The 16,599-nt window shown below is 35.1% G+C and carries 17 protein-coding genes and 1 riboswitch; of the genes, 12 read left to right on the top strand and 5 right to left on the bottom strand.

The window, feature by feature from the left end; translation table 11 throughout:
- Nucleotides 1–18: 18 nt before the first annotated feature.
- Nucleotides 19–1,233 (top strand): hypothetical protein, encoded by a 1,215-nt coding sequence (locus IEV35_RS10430; RefSeq protein ID WP_188384598.1) that lies wholly within the window; start codon nt 19–21, stop codon nt 1,231–1,233.
- 389 nt (nt 1,234–1,622) lie between these two features.
- Here the strand turns inward: IEV35_RS10430 and IEV35_RS10425 are convergent, their stop codons facing one another.
- Genes IEV35_RS10425 through IEV35_RS10410 form a run of 4 tightly spaced genes read right to left on the bottom strand, consistent with a single transcriptional unit; the run spans nt 1,623 to nt 4,766 of the window.
- Entirely contained in the window at nt 1,623–2,036 is a 414-nt protein-coding gene (locus IEV35_RS10425; protein WP_188384597.1) for a Fur family transcriptional regulator, read from the bottom strand.
- Nucleotides 2,033–2,887 carry a metal ABC transporter permease gene (locus tag IEV35_RS10420; RefSeq protein ID WP_188384596.1) on the bottom strand — a complete coding sequence of 285 codons (855 nt, stop codon included), beginning with the start codon at nt 2,885–2,887 and terminating at the stop codon, nt 2,033–2,035. The genes IEV35_RS10425 and IEV35_RS10420 overlap by 4 nt, the downstream gene beginning before the upstream one ends.
- A gap of 18 nt (nt 2,888–2,905) precedes the next feature.
- Entirely contained in the window at nt 2,906–3,667 is a 762-nt protein-coding gene (locus IEV35_RS10415; RefSeq protein ID WP_188384595.1) for a metal ABC transporter ATP-binding protein, read from the bottom strand.
- Between the two features lie 13 nt (nt 3,668–3,680).
- Nucleotides 3,681–4,766, bottom strand: coding sequence for a metal ABC transporter solute-binding protein, Zn/Mn family (locus IEV35_RS10410; protein ID WP_188384594.1), 1,086 nt, complete (start codon nt 4,764–4,766; stop codon nt 3,681–3,683).
- A 349-nt stretch (nt 4,767–5,115) separates the two neighbouring features.
- On the opposite strand from IEV35_RS10410, the gene IEV35_RS10405 reads away from it, so the two are divergent.
- From IEV35_RS10405 to IEV35_RS10395, 3 genes are all read left to right on the top strand, one after another.
- A complete protein-coding gene (locus IEV35_RS10405) occupies nt 5,116–7,515 on the top strand; it encodes a 3-hydroxyacyl-CoA dehydrogenase/enoyl-CoA hydratase family protein (RefSeq protein WP_188384593.1) in 2,400 nt (799 codons plus the stop codon).
- A 16-nt stretch (nt 7,516–7,531) separates the two neighbouring features.
- Nucleotides 7,532–8,707 (top strand): acetyl-CoA C-acetyltransferase, encoded by a 1,176-nt coding sequence (locus IEV35_RS10400; RefSeq protein WP_188384592.1) that lies wholly within the window; start codon nt 7,532–7,534, stop codon nt 8,705–8,707.
- 247 nt (nt 8,708–8,954) lie between these two features.
- On the top strand, nt 8,955–10,739 hold the full coding sequence (locus IEV35_RS10395; protein ID WP_188384591.1) for an acyl-CoA dehydrogenase FadE: 1,785 nt from the start codon (nt 8,955–8,957) through the stop codon (nt 10,737–10,739).
- Nucleotides 10,740–10,795: 56 nt separating this feature from the next.
- Here the strand turns inward: IEV35_RS10395 and IEV35_RS10390 are convergent, their stop codons facing one another.
- Nucleotides 10,796–11,338: a VanZ family protein gene (locus tag IEV35_RS10390; protein ID WP_188384590.1), complete on the bottom strand. Its 543-nt coding sequence runs from the start codon at nt 11,336–11,338 to the stop codon at nt 10,796–10,798.
- Nucleotides 11,339–11,493: 155 nt separating this feature from the next.
- Between IEV35_RS10390 and IEV35_RS10385 the strand changes: the two genes are divergently transcribed.
- From IEV35_RS10385 to IEV35_RS10350, 8 genes are all read left to right on the top strand, one after another.
- Nucleotides 11,494–11,856, top strand: coding sequence for an arsenate reductase family protein (locus tag IEV35_RS10385; protein ID WP_188384589.1), 363 nt, complete (start codon nt 11,494–11,496; stop codon nt 11,854–11,856).
- An 86-nt stretch (nt 11,857–11,942) separates the two neighbouring features.
- Entirely contained in the window at nt 11,943–12,326 is a 384-nt protein-coding gene (gene gcvH / locus IEV35_RS10380; protein WP_188384588.1) for a glycine cleavage system protein GcvH, read from the top strand.
- A 115-nt stretch (nt 12,327–12,441) separates the two neighbouring features.
- Entirely contained in the window at nt 12,442–12,798 is a 357-nt protein-coding gene (locus tag IEV35_RS10375; protein ID WP_188384587.1) for a toprim domain-containing protein, read from the top strand.
- Nucleotides 12,799–12,821: 23 nt separating this feature from the next.
- Nucleotides 12,822–13,139: a thioredoxin family protein gene (locus IEV35_RS10370; protein ID WP_188384586.1), complete on the top strand. Its 318-nt coding sequence runs from the start codon at nt 12,822–12,824 to the stop codon at nt 13,137–13,139.
- An 82-nt stretch (nt 13,140–13,221) separates the two neighbouring features.
- Nucleotides 13,222–13,334: riboswitch (SAM riboswitch) on the top strand.
- A gap of 144 nt (nt 13,335–13,478) precedes the next feature.
- Nucleotides 13,479–14,501: a methionine ABC transporter ATP-binding protein gene (locus tag IEV35_RS10365; protein ID WP_188384585.1), complete on the top strand. Its 1,023-nt coding sequence runs from the start codon at nt 13,479–13,481 to the stop codon at nt 14,499–14,501.
- Nucleotides 14,494–15,162 (top strand): methionine ABC transporter permease, encoded by a 669-nt coding sequence (locus tag IEV35_RS10360; protein WP_188384584.1) that lies wholly within the window; start codon nt 14,494–14,496, stop codon nt 15,160–15,162. Before IEV35_RS10365 ends, IEV35_RS10360 begins: the two co-directional genes overlap by 8 nt.
- Nucleotides 15,163–15,197: 35 nt before the next feature.
- Nucleotides 15,198–16,013, top strand: a complete 816-nt coding sequence (locus IEV35_RS10355; RefSeq protein ID WP_188384583.1) for a MetQ/NlpA family ABC transporter substrate-binding protein — start codon at nt 15,198–15,200, stop codon at nt 16,011–16,013.
- A gap of 245 nt (nt 16,014–16,258) precedes the next feature.
- Nucleotides 16,259–16,429, top strand: coding sequence for a YuzK family famiily protein (locus IEV35_RS10350; protein ID WP_188384582.1), 171 nt, complete (start codon nt 16,259–16,261; stop codon nt 16,427–16,429).
- Nucleotides 16,430–16,599 lie beyond the last annotated feature (170 nt).

Here is a 16,599-nt window from a genome sequence, read left to right as displayed (position 1 = left end):
CTTCCTGGAGGTGAAAAATTGCACAATAAACAACTTCAAATAACCTATGCCTACCATTTTATTAGTGAAGGAATAATTATTTACTTGTCTCTTCTACCAATTATGTATAAGTATTTCGAAGGTCTTCCAATATGGACTTATATAAGTATACTGTTTGCAATAAGTGTTGGCTATGCTGTTATTTCTAAAATAACAAACAGTTATATTCCATATATAATCTCAATACCAGTTGTGTTCATCGTATTAACTTCGTTTGGCTATAATACTGGACTAAGTGCGTTATTCTCAGGGTTATTCGTATGGCGATTTATCTCTATTCGAAATAAAATATTTATTAATAACGAATCAAATTATTTAATCATAACATTCTTATTAACCATTCTCGCACTGCTTGTAACTCAGAATTTTACCTATGTCATGTTGTTACTAACACTAATTGCTGTAACACTGATTGGAAATACGTTAAGCAACCTATACCATATTGAAAGAGAAAAGAGAAATTCCTTCCATCGTACAGAATGGATTAAATGGGGTGGGATATTTTTAGGAAGTGCTATGCTATTTTTTCTCCTTCGAGATACGTTAACCAAAGTTGTATCATTTATTTGGAGCGGTATAGGCAGTGTACTGACATTAGTTGCAGGTAAATTTGCACAGTTTCTAGAGTATCTCGGTATAGCGCAATTCTTCCAGAGAGGCATTGACCAAATGGAACCGATTGAGGGTACTCCTGGTTTTGCGGAAGGGGAAGAGATTAAGGAATACACAAGTCAACCATCAGAAGGAATCGATATGAACACGCTAATAATGATTGCAATTGGTGTTATTGTTCTTCTATTAATCTACTTAATTTATCGTGGATTGAAAGAGAAAGCAGCAGAGAATGATCAAGAAGAAGTAACGCAGTATAGTATTAAGGAAGAAAAATTAGCGGACAGGGGAAAATTTGGTAGAACGCTTTTCAAACGAAGAAGAAGAAGCCCTAACCATCCAATTCGCAGATTAATGTTTGAATTTGAATTAAAAGCAGCCAAACGAAAACTTGGGAGAATGCATTATGAATCCATTGAGAATTGGTTTAATAGACTTGGCCTTGAAGGCAACGCCCAAGTTTATCAAAAAGTGCGTTATGGAGAGAAACCTGTATCGAGAGAAGAAGAAGCTAGTCTAAAAAAACTGCTACATTCACTTGAGAAAACACTAGAGGAAATAAAGATTGAGGAAGAAATGTAACTATTATAATGATAGAAGAGGCTGAGACGAAATTAAAAGTTTGTCTAGACGAACAATAAGCATTATTAGCTCCGGGAATATACGTAGACTCCTGCGGGAAGCAAGGCATCGGGGAGACCCGTTGATGCACCTGCGTCTGCAAGTATCGCTACGAAGAAAGCTTCCTCGGTGCAAGGCAGCGAAGAAGCTTATTCAAGTAGTAGCCTGGCTCACCAGCCACCCGCGGCAAAGAAGACACCGCGATGGTTCTATCGAGCGGATGTCGCACTTGTACTCGAAAGTGAAAGCGAAGTATATTCCCGGAGCGGGTTAGAAGCACATACTAATTTATTGTTCGCATTTATCTTTAGACTAAATTCTTTTTACTAGCCTCTTCGTTTTACCTATATTTAAGCAGTCTGACAAGCTGGACAAAGACCATAAATCTCAAATTTATGATCTTCTATAGAATAATTTACAAGGGTTTTCTTAACTTCATCCATCGGACATACATCTATATCCTTTGTTTTACCACAGTCTTTACAGATGAAATGGTGATGATGATGGTGTGTACAGCTCATACGAAAATGTTTCTCTCCGTTTAATTCTGTTAGTTCCAATATTCCCATTTCATGATACAGATGAAGATTTCTGTAAATTGTATCAAAGCTTATTCCATCATGGATTGTTTCCAAATGCTGAATGAGTTCTTTCGCAGTTCGATACCCATCTGCATCGTCAAAAAAAGTTAAAATATCTTTTCTTTTACCCGTTGTTTTATAGCCTTTTTTCTTTAGAAGTTCAATCGCCTTAGAAGTATTCATACTGTAGCACCTACTTTTGTTTTTGTTACAAATATACGTTTGTATCCAATCGAAAGTAATAAAATAATAATTGATACGACTACAATTGTTCCTCCTGGAGGGATATTTAAATAATATCCTGAGATTAACCCTATTATAACAGCTATTTCCCCGAAAAGAATAGATAAGAACATCATTTGTTTAAAACCTTTAGCAATACGCATACTTGCAGCAACTGGTAAAGTCATTAAAGCTGACACGAGTAATACACCAACGATCTGAATGGAGGCTGCAATAACTAAAGCAGTTAAGATAATAAATAATAAATGTATTTGCTTAGCATGTATTCCTGAGACTTTTGCATGTTCTTCATCAAAAGATAGAGTAAAAAGTTCTTTATAAAATAGGAAGATAATAACTACCACAAAGATGGATATGGTTAAAATAGTATAAAAATCTGTTTTACTTACTGCGGAAGCGGAACCGAAAAGAAAATTCATCAGTTCTGTATTAAATCCATCTGCTAAGGCAATAAAAATAACACTTAATCCAACACCACCTGATAGAATGATGGGAATTGCAATTTCTTGATAAGCCTTATATACATGCCTTAACTTTTCGATAAAAATAGAACCAACTACTGAAAATACTAAACCACTGTAAATAGGTGGTAATAATGTAAAAGAAAATTTCTTCTCGATAAATAGTCCAAATGCTATACCAGCAAGTGTAACATGTGATAAGGCATCTGCAATTAAGGATAATCGTCTAACTACAATGAAAGTACCTAATAAAGGGGCGATAATGCCTATAAGTAAACCAGTTAAGAAGGTTTGTCTTAAAAAATTAAACTCCAATAAATCTGCTAACATAATTTAGTTCTCCTCTAATTAATGGTCATGGGTAACGATATTGACTGGATGACCGTAAAATGTTGACATTTCTTTTTCTGTTAAACTTTCAAATTCATCTGGTTTCCCATGGAAATGAAGTGTTTTATTTAAACATACAATATCTGTAGCATATTTGGTCATCGTTCCAGTGTCATGAGTAACTAAAAGTAAAGTAATACCTTTATATTTATTTAATTCATGCAATAACTCATAAAAACGATGAACATTTTCATAATCAATTCCGACAGTAGGTTCATCTAATATTAGTAATTCTGGCTCACTTACTAATGCACGTGCAATAAACACACGCTGTTGTTGTCCACCAGATAAATTACCGATATTTTCATACGTATATTCACTCATATTTACTGATTTGATTGCATCTAACACTTTTTGTTTATCTTTTTTATTGAAGAATTTAAAGTAACCAATTTTACTTGTTAATCCAGCTGAAACAACTTCAAATACAGTAGCTGGGAATCCTTTATTAAATGAATTAGACTTTTGAGAGACAAAACCAATCTTATTCCAGTCTTTAAAGCTTTCAGCTGGTTTATTGAAAAGTGTTAAGCTTCCTTTCATTGGAGAAAGCATTCCAAGAATTATTTTGATTAAAGTAGTTTTCCCACCACCATTTGGACCAAGTAAGCCTACAAAAGATCCTTTTGTCAAATCAAAGTTCACATTCTTAAGAACGGTTTTCTTCTCGTACGTATATTCGATATTTTTGAGAGATATAATCGGACTTTCTTTATTCATATTATATATCCTTTCACTGCAATGCTTGATCAAGCACCTTTAAATTTTTTCTCATAAGAGTTAAATAATCTTCTTTATTCTTAATATCGTCTTCTGTTAAGACTGCTAGATTGTGTATGGTAAGAGTTTCAATTTGAAGATAATCCTTAATGATAGTTGAAACCTTACTTGAAGTATTTTGCTCAAAAATAATATAGTTTAACTCACTGTTTTTAGCTTGTTCAATAATTCTAACCAAATCTTTTTGCGATGGTTCACTAGTTGAGGATACACCATTTATGGCTAGTTGTTTTATCCCATATCTTTCTTCCCAATATCCATAGGCTGCATGAGAGATAAGAAATTTCATTTGAGATTTTTGTTCAATCATTTCTTTAAAGTCGTTATCTAAATTCATAAGATCTTCTTTTAATGCCATGAAGTTTCTCTCGTATAGATCCATTTCAGATGGATTAATATCCAATAAAAACTGTAAAATGATTTCAGCCATATCAATCATCCGTATTGGATCTATCCAAATGTGTGGATCATGGTCACCATGATTATGTCCGTCATGCTCATGTTGATTGCCTTCGTCAGAGTGGTTATGGTCATTGTGCTCATGATGATCACCATCGTCAGAGTGGTTATGGTCATTATGCTCATGATGATCACCATCGCCAGAATGGTTATGGTCATTATGTTCATGTTGGTCAACTTCGTCAGAATGGTAATGTTCATCGTGCTCATTCTCACTAAATAAGTCCTCGTATTGTCCTAATTCAAGTAAATGTACATGTTCTGATTCAAGAGCATTTGCTATGCTGTTTGAGAATCCTTCCATACCTGCTCCCATATAGACGAATGCATCGCTTTTTGCAAGTTGGATCATTTTTCTCGTAGTTGGCTCATAAGAATGAGCATCCACACCAGGTGGGAAAATAGTAGAAGTATCAATCGTCTCGCCACCAATTCGTTCAATTATGTACTGAATTGGATAAATAGATGTATAGATAGATAATTTGCTTTCTGGCTTTGGATTAGATGGTTGTTCACTTTGACAACCAATTAGTAAGAAGCCTGAAATAATTATTAAACCGATTGTAGTAAATAATTTCATTTTAATCCTCACATTATTGTTAATAAGTTTACTGCCAAAAATATCATATCGTAATCATTCCGATTTGTAAATAGTAATGATTACGATTATTGTTTTTTTCTTTTCAGTAATGTCCCACTGAATTTAATTAATATTCAAAGATTAGAAATGTGTAATAGACAAGTTTTAAAAGACAAAAACTATTCTAATTTATATCTAATTTTTAATAAATTTATAAAATTAAACATTTTGTTATTGCGAAATAGCAGAAATTATCTTATAGTAAAAGTAGATGGATAGGAGACTGTCCTTAATTTTTTTATCAAAAAATGAATGAGTATTCATTCAAGAAGTGATTGGGGGACAAAACATGAAGCGAACTATTAAGCGTGCTGCAGTCTTAGGCTCTGGTGTAATGGGTTCGGGTATTGCTGCTCACCTAGCTAATATTGGGATTCCAACTTTAATGCTAGATATCGTACCACGAGCATTAACAGAAAAAGAGGAGGGACTCGGACTTACTTTAGAGGATAAAGTAGTACGAAATCGAATTGCAGCCCAAAGTAAGCAAGCATTATTGAAACAAAAGCCATCACCTATCACATCCAAATCAAGTCTTGATTTAATTGAAATTGGAAATATGGATGATGATATGGACAAACTTAAACATGTTGATTGGATAATTGAAGTAGTAACAGAACGACTAGAAATTAAAAAAGCTGTATTTGAGAAAGTAGATGCTAATCGAAAAGATGGATCGATTGTTAGTTCTAATACTTCAGGTATATCCGTTGAAGCGATGGTGGAAGGACGATCGGAAGACTTTAAGAAACATTTCTTAGGTACGCACTTTTTTAATCCACCAAGATATTTAAAATTATTAGAAGTTATTCCAACACAATATACAGATCCAAATGTTCTTTCATTCATGAAACAGTTTGGTGAAGATGTTTTAGGTAAAGGTGTAGTAGAAGCAAAGGATACACCAAATTTTATAGCGAATCGAATCGGAACATATGGTTTGTTAGTTACTGTTAGAGAGATGTTAAAAGGCGGTTACAGTGTTAGTGAAGTTGATTCTGTAACGGGTCCATTAATTGGTAGACCAAAGAGTGCTACGTTCCGAACATTAGATGTTGTTGGTCTAGACACCTTTATACATGTTGCACGAAATGTGTATGAAAAAGTTGAAGGTGCAGAGAAAGAAGTATTTGAGATTCCAGAATTTATGTTAAAGATGCAAGAAAAAGGCTGGTTAGGAGCTAAAAGTGGTCAAGGATTTTTCTTAAAGAAAAAAGGAAAAGATGGAAGTGTTATCTATGAACTAAATCCTAACACTTTAGAATATGAAGATCGTAAAAAACTAAAATCTCCTGCCGTCGAATTAGCGAAACAAGCAAAAGGTACTCGAAACAAAATGAAAGCGCTTGTAAGTGCAAAAGGTGATCGTGCTGGAGAGCTTATATGGAACGTATTAAAACCTGCTTTACTCTATTCTGCTGAATTAGTTGGTGAAATTGCAGACGATATTGTTGCGATTGACCAAGCAATGAAATGGGGTTTCGGATGGGAACTTGGTCCATTTGAAACATGGGACGCTATTGGATTGAGGTCATCTGTAGAACGGATGAAAGAAGAAGGAGAGATAGTGCCGAATTGGGTACTAGAGTTCCTTGAAGCTGGTAATGAATCTTTCTATAAGCAAGATAATGGGGAAGTTTATTTCTATGATAATGGCGAATATAAAAAACAAGCATTCAATCCAAAAGAAATTAACATTAAACGATTAAAAGATGTGAATCGAGTAATTAAAAAGAACTCTGGTGCAAGTTTAATTGATATTGGAGATGGTGTTGCATTACTAGAATTCCATTCTAAAAGTAATGCAATTGGCTTAGATTCAATACAAATGGTTAACAATGCAATCGATGAAGTAGAAAAGAATTACGAAGGGCTTGTAATTGGAAACCAAGGGAAGAACTTTAGTGTTGGGGCAAACCTTGCATTAATGTTAATGGAAGCACAAGATGACAATTTCTTCGAGTTAGATATGGTTGTAAAAATGTTCCAAGATATGGGGACGAAAATTAAATATGCGAATAAGCCAGTAGTTGTAGCACCATTTAATATGACACTAGGTGGTGGAGCTGAAGTATCATTACCAGCTGCTGCTCTACAAGCATCTCCTGAGTTATATATTGGCCTTGTTGAATTTGGAGTAGGGCTAATCCCTGGTGGAGGTGGAACGAAAGAACTTTATTTGAAAGAACTTCGTAATCTACCAAAAGATATTGACTTTGACTTAACAAAGGTTGCAAATAATGTCTTTGAAAAAGTTGCCATGGCAAAAGTATCTACTTCTGCTAAAGAAGCAATTGAAAATGGGTTTTTAGATGCTAATGACAGAATTAGTGCAAATCCAGATCATTTAATCTATGATGCAAAACAACGCGTCTTAGAACTTGCAAAAGCAGGATACCGAGCACCACAACGTGAAAAAATTCCAGTAGTTGGAGAAGCAGGATATGCAGCTATGCTTATCGGTGCTAAGACATTACAATTTGGTGGTTATGCTTCCGAACATGATGTGAAAATTGCTGAGAAACTTGCATATGTATTATCAGGTGGTCGAATTAAAGAAGGAACACTCATTGATGAACAAGTAATGCTTGATCTAGAACGAGAGGCTTTCTTGAGCTTAATTGCAGAACCGAAAACACAAGCTAGAATGCAACACATGCTATTAAAAGGAAAGCCACTGAGAAACTAGGGAGGGGGAATGAAATATGAGAGAAGCAGTAATTGTAGCAGGAGCTAGAACCCCTGTTGGAAAAGCAAATAAGGGATCCTTAAAAAATAGTCGTCCAGATGATTTAGCGGCTTTAACAATTAAAGAAACATTAAAGCGTGCTGGTGGATATGATGGAAATATTGATGACGTTATCATTGGTTGTGCAATTCCTGAAGCAGAACAAGGCATGAACATGGCACGTAATATTGCCGGTCTAGCCAGATTAAAACATGATGTACCAGGTATAACAATAAACAGATATTGTTCTTCAGGCCTTCAAAGCATTGCATATGCATCTGAACGTATCATGCTAGGAGCAAGCGACACGATTATAGCTGGTGGTGCAGAATCTATGAGTCTAGTACCAATGTTGGGCCACTCATTTAAACCAAACCCAACACTAGTTACAGATGCACCAGGTTATTATATGGGAATGGGACATACAGCGGAAGAAGTAGCCAATCGATTTGGAATTTCTCGAGAGGATCAAGATGCATTTGCTGTTGAAAGTCATAAGCGAGCTGCAAAAGCAATTGCAGAAGGTAAGTTTAAAGATGAGATTGTACCAGTAGAAGTAACTGAGCGCTTCATCGGTAAAAATAATAAAGTTGAAGAAAAATCATTCATTTTTGATACAGATGAAGGTGTACGAGAAGGTACAACAATGGAAGTACTTGCTAAGTTACGCCCTGCTTTCCATGTGAAAGGGTCAGTAACAGCAGGAAACTCATCACAAATGAGTGACGGTGCAGCAACAGTTCTAGTAATGGACCGTGAAAAAGCGGAAGCTGAAGGGCTAAAACCATTAGTCAAATTCCGTTCCTTTGCAGTAGCGGGTGTTGAACCTGAAATCATGGGTGTTGGTCCAGTAAAAGCAATTCCAAAAGCACTAGAAATTGCTGGAATTGGTCTCTCTGACGTAGGATTATTCGAATTAAACGAAGCATTCGCTTCCCAATCTGTTCGTGTAATCCAAGCACTAGACCTAGACACAAATATTGTAAACGTAAACGGCGGAGCAATCGCCCTAGGACACCCACTAGGTATGACAGGAACCAAACTAACCCTAAGTCTAGCCTATGAAATGAAACGCCGTAACATCCAATTCGGCGTCGTCACCATGTGCATCGGCGGCGGCATGGGAGCAGCAGGAGTATTCGAACTGTTGTAATCTAGCAATCTAGTTTGAATATGCTTTGGTTATTAAAAAATGTGAGAGTTAATTAAGTGANAGTGAATTGCACTGAGCGGTCCGAATACACGTAGACTCCTGCGGGGAGAAGTGGCTATAGTGAGACCCCGCAGAGCGAAGCTCGAGGAGGCTCACTGCCACCCCGCGGAAAGCGAAGTGTATTCGGACCGCGGGTCTGGCATAAGAGTTCTAATATAGATTTCAAAAGTAGAAAGGATGTAAACAAATGAGCGAAACAAAAGAAAAATTATTCAAAGGCGGTTCCTTCCTAGTCGAAGACCTTAAAGGCGAAGACATCATCACACCAGAAGACTTCACAGACGAACACAAAATGATCGCCAAAACAACCGAAGACTTCGTCGTAGGAGAAGTACTACCAGTAGCTGAAAAACTGGAAAACCATGAATTTGAACATTCTGTAGACCTATTAAAAAAGGCAGGAGATCTAGGTCTACTAAGTGCAGACATACCGGAAGAATATGGTGGATTAGCACTTGATAAAATTAGCTCTTCTTTAATAACTGAGAAATTTGCACGAGCAGGTGGATTCTCCATCACTCATGGAGCACATGTAGGAATTGGTTCCCTTCCAATTGTATTTTTCGGAAATGAAGAACAAAAAGAAAAATACCTACCAAAGCTTGCAACAGGTGAACTAATCGCAGCATATGCATTAACAGAGCCTGGTTCAGGTTCGGATGCACTAGGTGCAAAAACAACTGCAAAACTAAATGAGGCAGGAACACACTATATACTAAACGGAGAAAAACAATGGATTACAAACTCAGCTTTTGCGGATGTATTTGTTGTCTATGCAAAAATTGATGGCGAACATTTCTCTGCATTTATTGTAGAAAAAGACTTCCCTGGAGTTTCAACTGGTCCAGAAGAAAAGAAAATGGGAATTAAATCATCATCTACTCGTACATTAATCTTAGAAGATGCAGAAGTTCCAGTAGAGAATCTTTTAGGAGAAAAAGGTCGCGGTCATATCATCGCGTTTAATATCTTAAACGTTGGACGTTACAAACTTGCAATTGGTGGTGTTGGTGGAGCAAAACGAGCACTTGAAGTTGCAACAGAATATGTTAACCAACGTAAACAATTTAATACTCCAATTTCAAGTTTTTCATTAACACAAGAAAAACTTGCAACCATTGCATCTGAAATCTATGCAAACGAAAGTGCTGTATATCGTACAGTTGGACTTTTTGAACAACGTATGGGATCTCTCACTGATGAGCAATTAAAAGACGGGCGTGAGATAGCTCGTGCTATTGCTGAATACCAAATTGAGTGTTCCATGAACAAATATATGGCTACTGAATTATTAGACCACGCAGCTGACGAGGCTGTTCAAATGCATGGTGGATATGGGTTTATGCAAGAGTATGAAGTAGAGCGAATTTATCGTGATTCCCGAATTAATCGGATCTTTGAAGGAACAAACGAAATAAACCGTTTACTAGTACCTGGAACATTACTCAAGAAAGCAATGAAAGGTGAGCTTCCTCTATTCCAAAAAGCTATGGCACTACAGGAAGAAATCATGATGATGATGCCGGAAGAACCAGGCAATGAACCTCTAGAGCAAGAGAAATATCTACTAAGAAATGCGAAGAAAATTGTATTACTTGGTGCTGGATTAGCAGCTCAAAAGTACATGCAAAAAATTGAGAAAGAACAAGAGATTTTAGTAAACCTTGCTGATATGGTGGCAGAGGTATACAACATGGAAAGTGCAATTTTACGTACAGAAAAAGCAATAAATGCAACTGGTGCGGATAAAAATAAACAAAAGCTATTATACACACAAGTATATGTACAAGAAGCATTTAACCGTATTGAAGCAGATGCTAAAGAAACATTAATTGCAGTTGAGGAAGGTGACACATTACGTATGATGCTTTCTTCATTACGTAAACTAACTCGTCACACACCTACAAATGTGATTGCGAAGAAACGTGAAATTGCAGCAGGAATTATAGAAGCTGAGAAATATACAGTTTAATAGAAATAAGGAAAACCGTACGAAGACGAATATGTCCTTGTACGGTTTATATTTTTTTATTTTCTTATAAACCTGTATAGCATATCGAACATAATCCGAAGTATATACCCAACAATGACCCCAATGGTATTAAGTATTAAATCATCTACATCAAAGCTTCTTGAGATAATCCCATTAATAGATAATATTAATTGCATTGTTTCAATAAAAAGAGTACTGATTAGACCAATAACAAAGATCTTTCCAAAAGAAATGTTCTTAAATAACAGTGGTATTAGGAAACCAATCGGAATAAAGACGACCACATTTCCTAGTAAATTAATAACTTGTAAGGTAAAATCACCAGGAAAATTAAGATAGAGTTTAATAGTTTCGAATGGAATTATATTAATAGTTACTTCTTCGTTTATTCTGCCATTACCTGGATATAACGTTAAATACAATAATGTCTCTGCGTATATTAAGAAAGCGATAATCAACACTTCACGTATGTAATCCACATCTCTCTTATTATATTTGAGGTATCCCATTCGAATAGGGATATAAACAACAATAGTCAACACGATGAGTGTGAAAGGAATGCCATTGATATATTTCATTACTTCGCCCCTAATAAATTAATATTATTAGTATAAAAGACGACTTAACAACGAGCAAGGAATTTAGGGGGACTGACCCTCTTATAAAATCCTATATCCCCCTTATCTTTCCAAGCAATCCATGGTAGAATATTGGTAGAAAAGGAGGGGTTAATTTGGCATTAACGTTTTATTGGTATCCAAACTGTGGGACTTGTAAGAAAGCAAAGAAATGGTTCGATGAGAATAACGTAACATACAATAGCATACATATTGTGGAAGAGACACCTTCTAAAGAAGAAATTCTAAAACTGATTGAAAATAGTGAACTATTACCTAAGAAATTCTTCAATACAAGTGGAATGAAGTATCGCGAGTTAAATATTAAAGACAAGATTAAAGACGCAACAACGGAAGAAATGGCTGAAATACTAGCTTCAGATGGAATGTTAATTAAACGTCCTATTGTTACAGACGGAAAAAAGGTTACAGTTGGTTTTAAAGAAGATGAATTTGAAAAGCATTGGACAGAACAATAAGATATATCAGGTATATCTTTATTACTAGCTTAAATTGATTAATACTTGTATAGTGAAGATACAATCAATTATTCGGAGGGATACTAATGAGCATACCAAATGAATTATTATATTCAAAAGAACATGAATGGGTAAAAAAAGAAGGAAATACAGTTCGTATAGGTATTTCTGATTTTGCACAAGATGAACTTGGAGATATCGTATTTGTAGAACTACCTGAAGTTGGTGACGAAGTAAAAGTTGACGAGCCATTTGGAAGTGTTGAATCTGTTAAAACAGTATCTGAACTTTATGCTCCGGTAAGTGGGAAAATTGTCGAAGTGAACACAGAGTTAGAAGATAGTCCTGAGCTGGTTAACGAATCTCCATATGAAAATGCATGGATGATCGTTGTAGAACTAACGGATGAATCCGAATTAGATGAACTATTATCAGCTCAAAGTTATAAAGAGTTTGTAGAGCAAGATTAATACAATATAGCATCTTAAGCTGACTTTTTTCCGTGAAATAGGAAGAGAGTCAGTTTTATATTTCCATTTTGACAAAATTTAGACGCCTTGTATTTAACAGATGAGGGGGATCTACATGATTTCACATCAACCGGATCGGGTTATTATTGTTGAAGGATTAACTGATAAACGACAACTGGAAAAGGTGATTGATGATCAAATAACAATTATCTGTACGAATGGAACTTTTGATATTGAGCGTTTTGACGAAATGTTAGAAACATATCAATTGGATGAAAAAGATGTCTATATTTTTGTTGATGAAGATAAGTCTGGGATAAAACTAAGAAAACAACTTTCCTTAGAATTACCTCATGCTGAACATATTTATGTAAGTAGTGAATACAGAGAAGTGGCCGCAACTCCTGAAAAAATTCTAGCTATGCTTCTACTTGGTAAGCATATTGCAGTTAATCCACACTATCTAGTATAGCTTACGTACAAGTTGGTGATTATTTGAAAGAGATTACAGAAGAACAACTAGAAAAACAAGATTACTTATTATATATCTATACGCCTTTTTGTGGTACGTGTAATCTGGCAAGATCAATGCTTGAGAAGATTGAGTCTGTCCATAAAACGGAGATTTTTCATAAGATGAATGCATCTTTTTATCCGGATTTTATGCAGGAATATAAAATTGAAAGTGTACCCTGTTTATTAATTAAGAAGAATAATATAATCCAGGAAAAAGTCTATGCTTTTCGTTCAATACCTAATATCTATTCTTATTTATTAACGTATCAACCAGAGCTGTTTAGCGAAAAACAATAAACAATTTTCATTTTTATGTTGACAGAGTTTCACAGTGGTGATATAGTTAAATCTATCAAAATCGAATATATGATTTATGAATCTCTTATCCAGAGCGGTGGAGGGAAAGGCCCTATGAAACCGCGGCAACCGTCAAACAATCGTGTTTGAAATGGTGCCAACTCCTACAAAGCATATTGCTTTGAAAGATGAGAGAACATGAAGATCTAATATTGACTTATTACGTCTTTCTGTTCTCTTACAGAAAGACGTTTTTTGTTGTTTTAGAATACTGAGTAAAGCGTCATGAGAATATAAGATTATTTATTCGTACATCATAGAAAAAGGAGGGATGCACTGGTGATATCTATAAAAGGACTAACAAAGAAATTTTTGATCCAACATAAAGAGATTACAGCTGTCGATGACTTAAGCTTAACTATTAAAAAAGGAGAAATTTTCGGGGTTATCGGCTATAGTGGTGCTGGAAAAAGTACATTAATTCGATTAATAAATCGTCTAGAAGAACCAACTTCTGGTAGTGTTATCATCGGTGACAAAGAGATAACTAATCTTCGTAAGGGTGAATTAAGAAATGCAAGGCAAAACATAGGAATGATTTTTCAGCATTTTAATTTACTATGGTCGAGAACGGTAAGTGAAAATATATCCTTTCCATTAGAAATTGCTGGTGTACCTAAAGACGAAAGGGAAAAGCGTGTCCAAGAATTAATTCAGTTAGTTGGTCTAGCTGGTAGAGAAAATGCCTACCCTTCACAATTGAGCGGTGGACAAAAACAACGAGTTGGAATTGCGAGAGCTCTTGCTAATGATCCAAAGGTGCTGCTTTGTGATGAAGCTACATCTGCATTAGATCCCGAAACAACAAACTCTATCCTCGATCTGCTAGTAGATATTAACGAGAGGCTTGGTTTAACAATCATACTCATCACGCATGAGATGCACGTTATCCAGAAGATTTGTAATCGAGTTGCAGTTATGGAAAATGGAAAAATCGTAGAGCAAGGTGAGGTTATCGATGTTTTCTTAAAACCTAAGCATTCAGTCACGAAGAAATTTGTAGAGCAAGTAATGGGTAATGAAGAGGGTGACCTAACCGAGATAATAGATGACCATTCTGCTGGCAAATTAGTACGATTACACTTCATTGGAGAAACTGCTAACCAAGCATTAATAAGTACAATATCTAAACAATTTAATATTGAGGTAAATATTTTACAAGGGAAAATTAATCAAACGAAGCTAGGTGCCTATGGAACCTTAACTGTTCAAATACTCGGAGAAATAGAGGAAATTGATCGAACTATTACATTTATTAAAGAAGAAACCTCAATTGAAGTGGAGGTTTTAGCTCATGCTTAAGGAATTATTTCCAAACGTAGTACTAGAAGACCTTCTTGTAGCAACTGGTGAAACATTTTATATGACACTACTCGCACTTGTGGGAACTGTTATTTTTGGGATTATTTTAGGTCTCTTACTATACTTAACATCTAATGGTAACTTGTGGAAGAATAAAGGTTTCAATTACATTATTGCTGCTGTAGTAAATATTTTTAGAGCTATTCCTTTTATTATTTTAATTTTACTGTTAATTCCATTTACAACCTTTTTATTAGGGACGTTTAGAGGTTCGAATGCGGCTTTACCTGCTTTAATTATCGGATCTGCTCCATTCTATGCCAGATTAGTAGAAATTGGCTTACGTGAAGTGGATAAAGGCGTCATTGAAGCTGCACAATCAATGGGGGCAAAAACAAAAACAATTATATTTAAAGTATTATTGCCTGAATCAATGCCAGCACTTGTATCTGGAGCTACAGTAACAGCAATTGCTTTAATTGGATATACAGCAGTTGCTGGAGTTATTGGTGCAGGAGGACTAGGTGATTTTGCTTACTATTATGGCTTTGTACGCCGTGATTTTGATGTAGTATTCGTATGTACCGTATTAATCATTATTATTGTGTTCATTTTCCAATTTATTGGTGACATGATTACTAAGAAATTGGATAAAAGATAAATACTAAAAACTAAAAACATAAGGGAGAATACAAAATGAAGAAATTATTATTTGTGTTATCTATTTTACTTATTGGATTATTAGCTGCTTGTGGCAATGATGAAGTGATCAAGATTGGTGCAACAAGTACACCGCATGCAGAAGTGTTAGAAAAGGCTAAGCCTATTTTAGAAGAAGAGGGCATTACAATTGAAATTGAAGAGTATTCTGATTACTTCTTACCAAACCTTGATCTAGACGAAGGTGCAATTGATGCAAACTATTTCCAACATATTCCGTTTTTTGAAGGTGAAACAACTGACCCAGACAAAGCTTATGATATCGTTAATCTAGGTGGAATTCATATTGAACCAATTGGAATTTATTCTAAAGGCATTACAAGTGTTGATGATATTCCAGAAGGCACAGAAGTAATTATTAGTCGTAACGATGCAGATCATCTTCGTGTACTTGAGCTATTTGAAGCAGAAGGGTTAATTAAAGTTGCAGATGATATTGAAGACCCACTAACATTAACACAAGATGATATCGTTGAAAATCCATTAAACTTACAATTCCTATTCGGGGAAGTAAACCCAGAATTTTTAATTGAAGCATATGAAAATGAGGAAAACACACTTGTAGCAATTAATGTAAACTATGCAATCGAAGGTGGATTAAATCCACTAGACGATCCGCTACTTCTTGAAGGTGAAGAATCTGATTATGTAAATATTATTGCTGCTCGTTCAGAAGATAAAGACAATGAAGACCTTAAGAAAATTGTAGAAGTTCTTCAATCCGAGGAAATTCAAAACTTTATTATCGAAAAGTATGAGGGTGCTGTAGTACCAGTTGGTGGAAATAACTAATACTTTCAAACAGTAAATCCATTCTAGGGTTTACTGTTTTTTTCTTTTATTGAGCAAACAATAGTATATGCGAGAAAAAGCGAAAATGTTTATGGATATTACTATTATTAGAATTGTAGTAGAAGAAATGTGAATTGATCCTAATATTAGCGATGAAATCCAACTTGGAGTCCACTATGTCTGCATGCTACGATGGAATTGTCAATAAAACGAAAGGATGATTCACTATTAATAGTGAGATACAAATGAATTATACTCCAGAAATGGAAAAAGCGATGCAAAAATCACATCGAATGGGGTATGCAGATTATTGTCGTAAATTAGAAAACCGGATGAAGGTTGAAAGGAGACGACAAGAAGATTACAATAGATCTAAATACGTTGTAGCTGAAATTGAAAGTAACATTCATAGATGATTATAGATGAGAGGTTGGCTAATTATAGTCAGCCTCTATATTTTATTCGCCAAACTGTAATATTTTTCTAGAAATTGACAATAAAATATACCTTGTTTCTTCCTATATAAATGGACAAACTTGCATAACCTAAAAAAGTTGCTTATCAATTCGAAATGCTATAAGATTGT

It is taken from the genome of Ornithinibacillus halotolerans (assembly GCF_014637405.1).
Taxonomy (GTDB): domain Bacteria; phylum Bacillota; class Bacilli; order Bacillales; family Amphibacillaceae; genus Ornithinibacillus; species Ornithinibacillus halotolerans.
The sequence above is the reverse complement of the archived record's forward strand: the minus strand, read 5'-3'. Positions and strand labels throughout refer to the sequence as shown.

What these genes read in the sequence shown, in the direction of transcription:
- IEV35_RS10425 (WP_188384597.1), bottom strand. Translation starts at nt 2,036, where the DNA reads ATGAATACTTCTAAGGCGATTGAACTTCTAAAGAAAAAAGGCTATAAA.
- IEV35_RS10420 (WP_188384596.1), bottom strand. Translation starts at nt 2,887, where the DNA reads ATGTTAGCAGATTTATTGGAGTTTAATTTTTTAAGACAAACCTTCTTA.
- IEV35_RS10415 (WP_188384595.1), bottom strand. Translation starts at nt 3,667, where the DNA reads ATGAATAAAGAAAGTCCGATTATATCTCTCAAAAATATCGAATATACG.
- IEV35_RS10410 (WP_188384594.1), bottom strand. Translation starts at nt 4,766, where the DNA reads ATGAAATTATTTACTACAATCGGTTTAATAATTATTTCAGGCTTCTTA.
- IEV35_RS10405 (WP_188384593.1), top strand. Translation starts at nt 5,116, where the DNA reads ATGAAGCGAACTATTAAGCGTGCTGCAGTCTTAGGCTCTGGTGTAATG.
- IEV35_RS10400 (WP_188384592.1), top strand. Translation starts at nt 7,532, where the DNA reads ATGAGAGAAGCAGTAATTGTAGCAGGAGCTAGAACCCCTGTTGGAAAA.
- IEV35_RS10395 (WP_188384591.1), top strand. Translation starts at nt 8,955, where the DNA reads ATGAGCGAAACAAAAGAAAAATTATTCAAAGGCGGTTCCTTCCTAGTC.
- IEV35_RS10390 (WP_188384590.1), bottom strand. Translation starts at nt 11,338, where the DNA reads ATGAAATATATCAATGGCATTCCTTTCACACTCATCGTGTTGACTATT.
- gcvH (WP_188384588.1), top strand. Translation starts at nt 11,943, where the DNA reads ATGAGCATACCAAATGAATTATTATATTCAAAAGAACATGAATGGGTA.
- IEV35_RS10375 (WP_188384587.1), top strand. Translation starts at nt 12,442, where the DNA reads ATGATTTCACATCAACCGGATCGGGTTATTATTGTTGAAGGATTAACT.
- IEV35_RS10360 (WP_188384584.1), top strand. Translation starts at nt 14,494, where the DNA reads ATGCTTAAGGAATTATTTCCAAACGTAGTACTAGAAGACCTTCTTGTA.
- IEV35_RS10355 (WP_188384583.1), top strand. Translation starts at nt 15,198, where the DNA reads ATGAAGAAATTATTATTTGTGTTATCTATTTTACTTATTGGATTATTA.
- IEV35_RS10350 (WP_188384582.1), top strand. Translation starts at nt 16,259, where the DNA reads ATGAATTATACTCCAGAAATGGAAAAAGCGATGCAAAAATCACATCGA.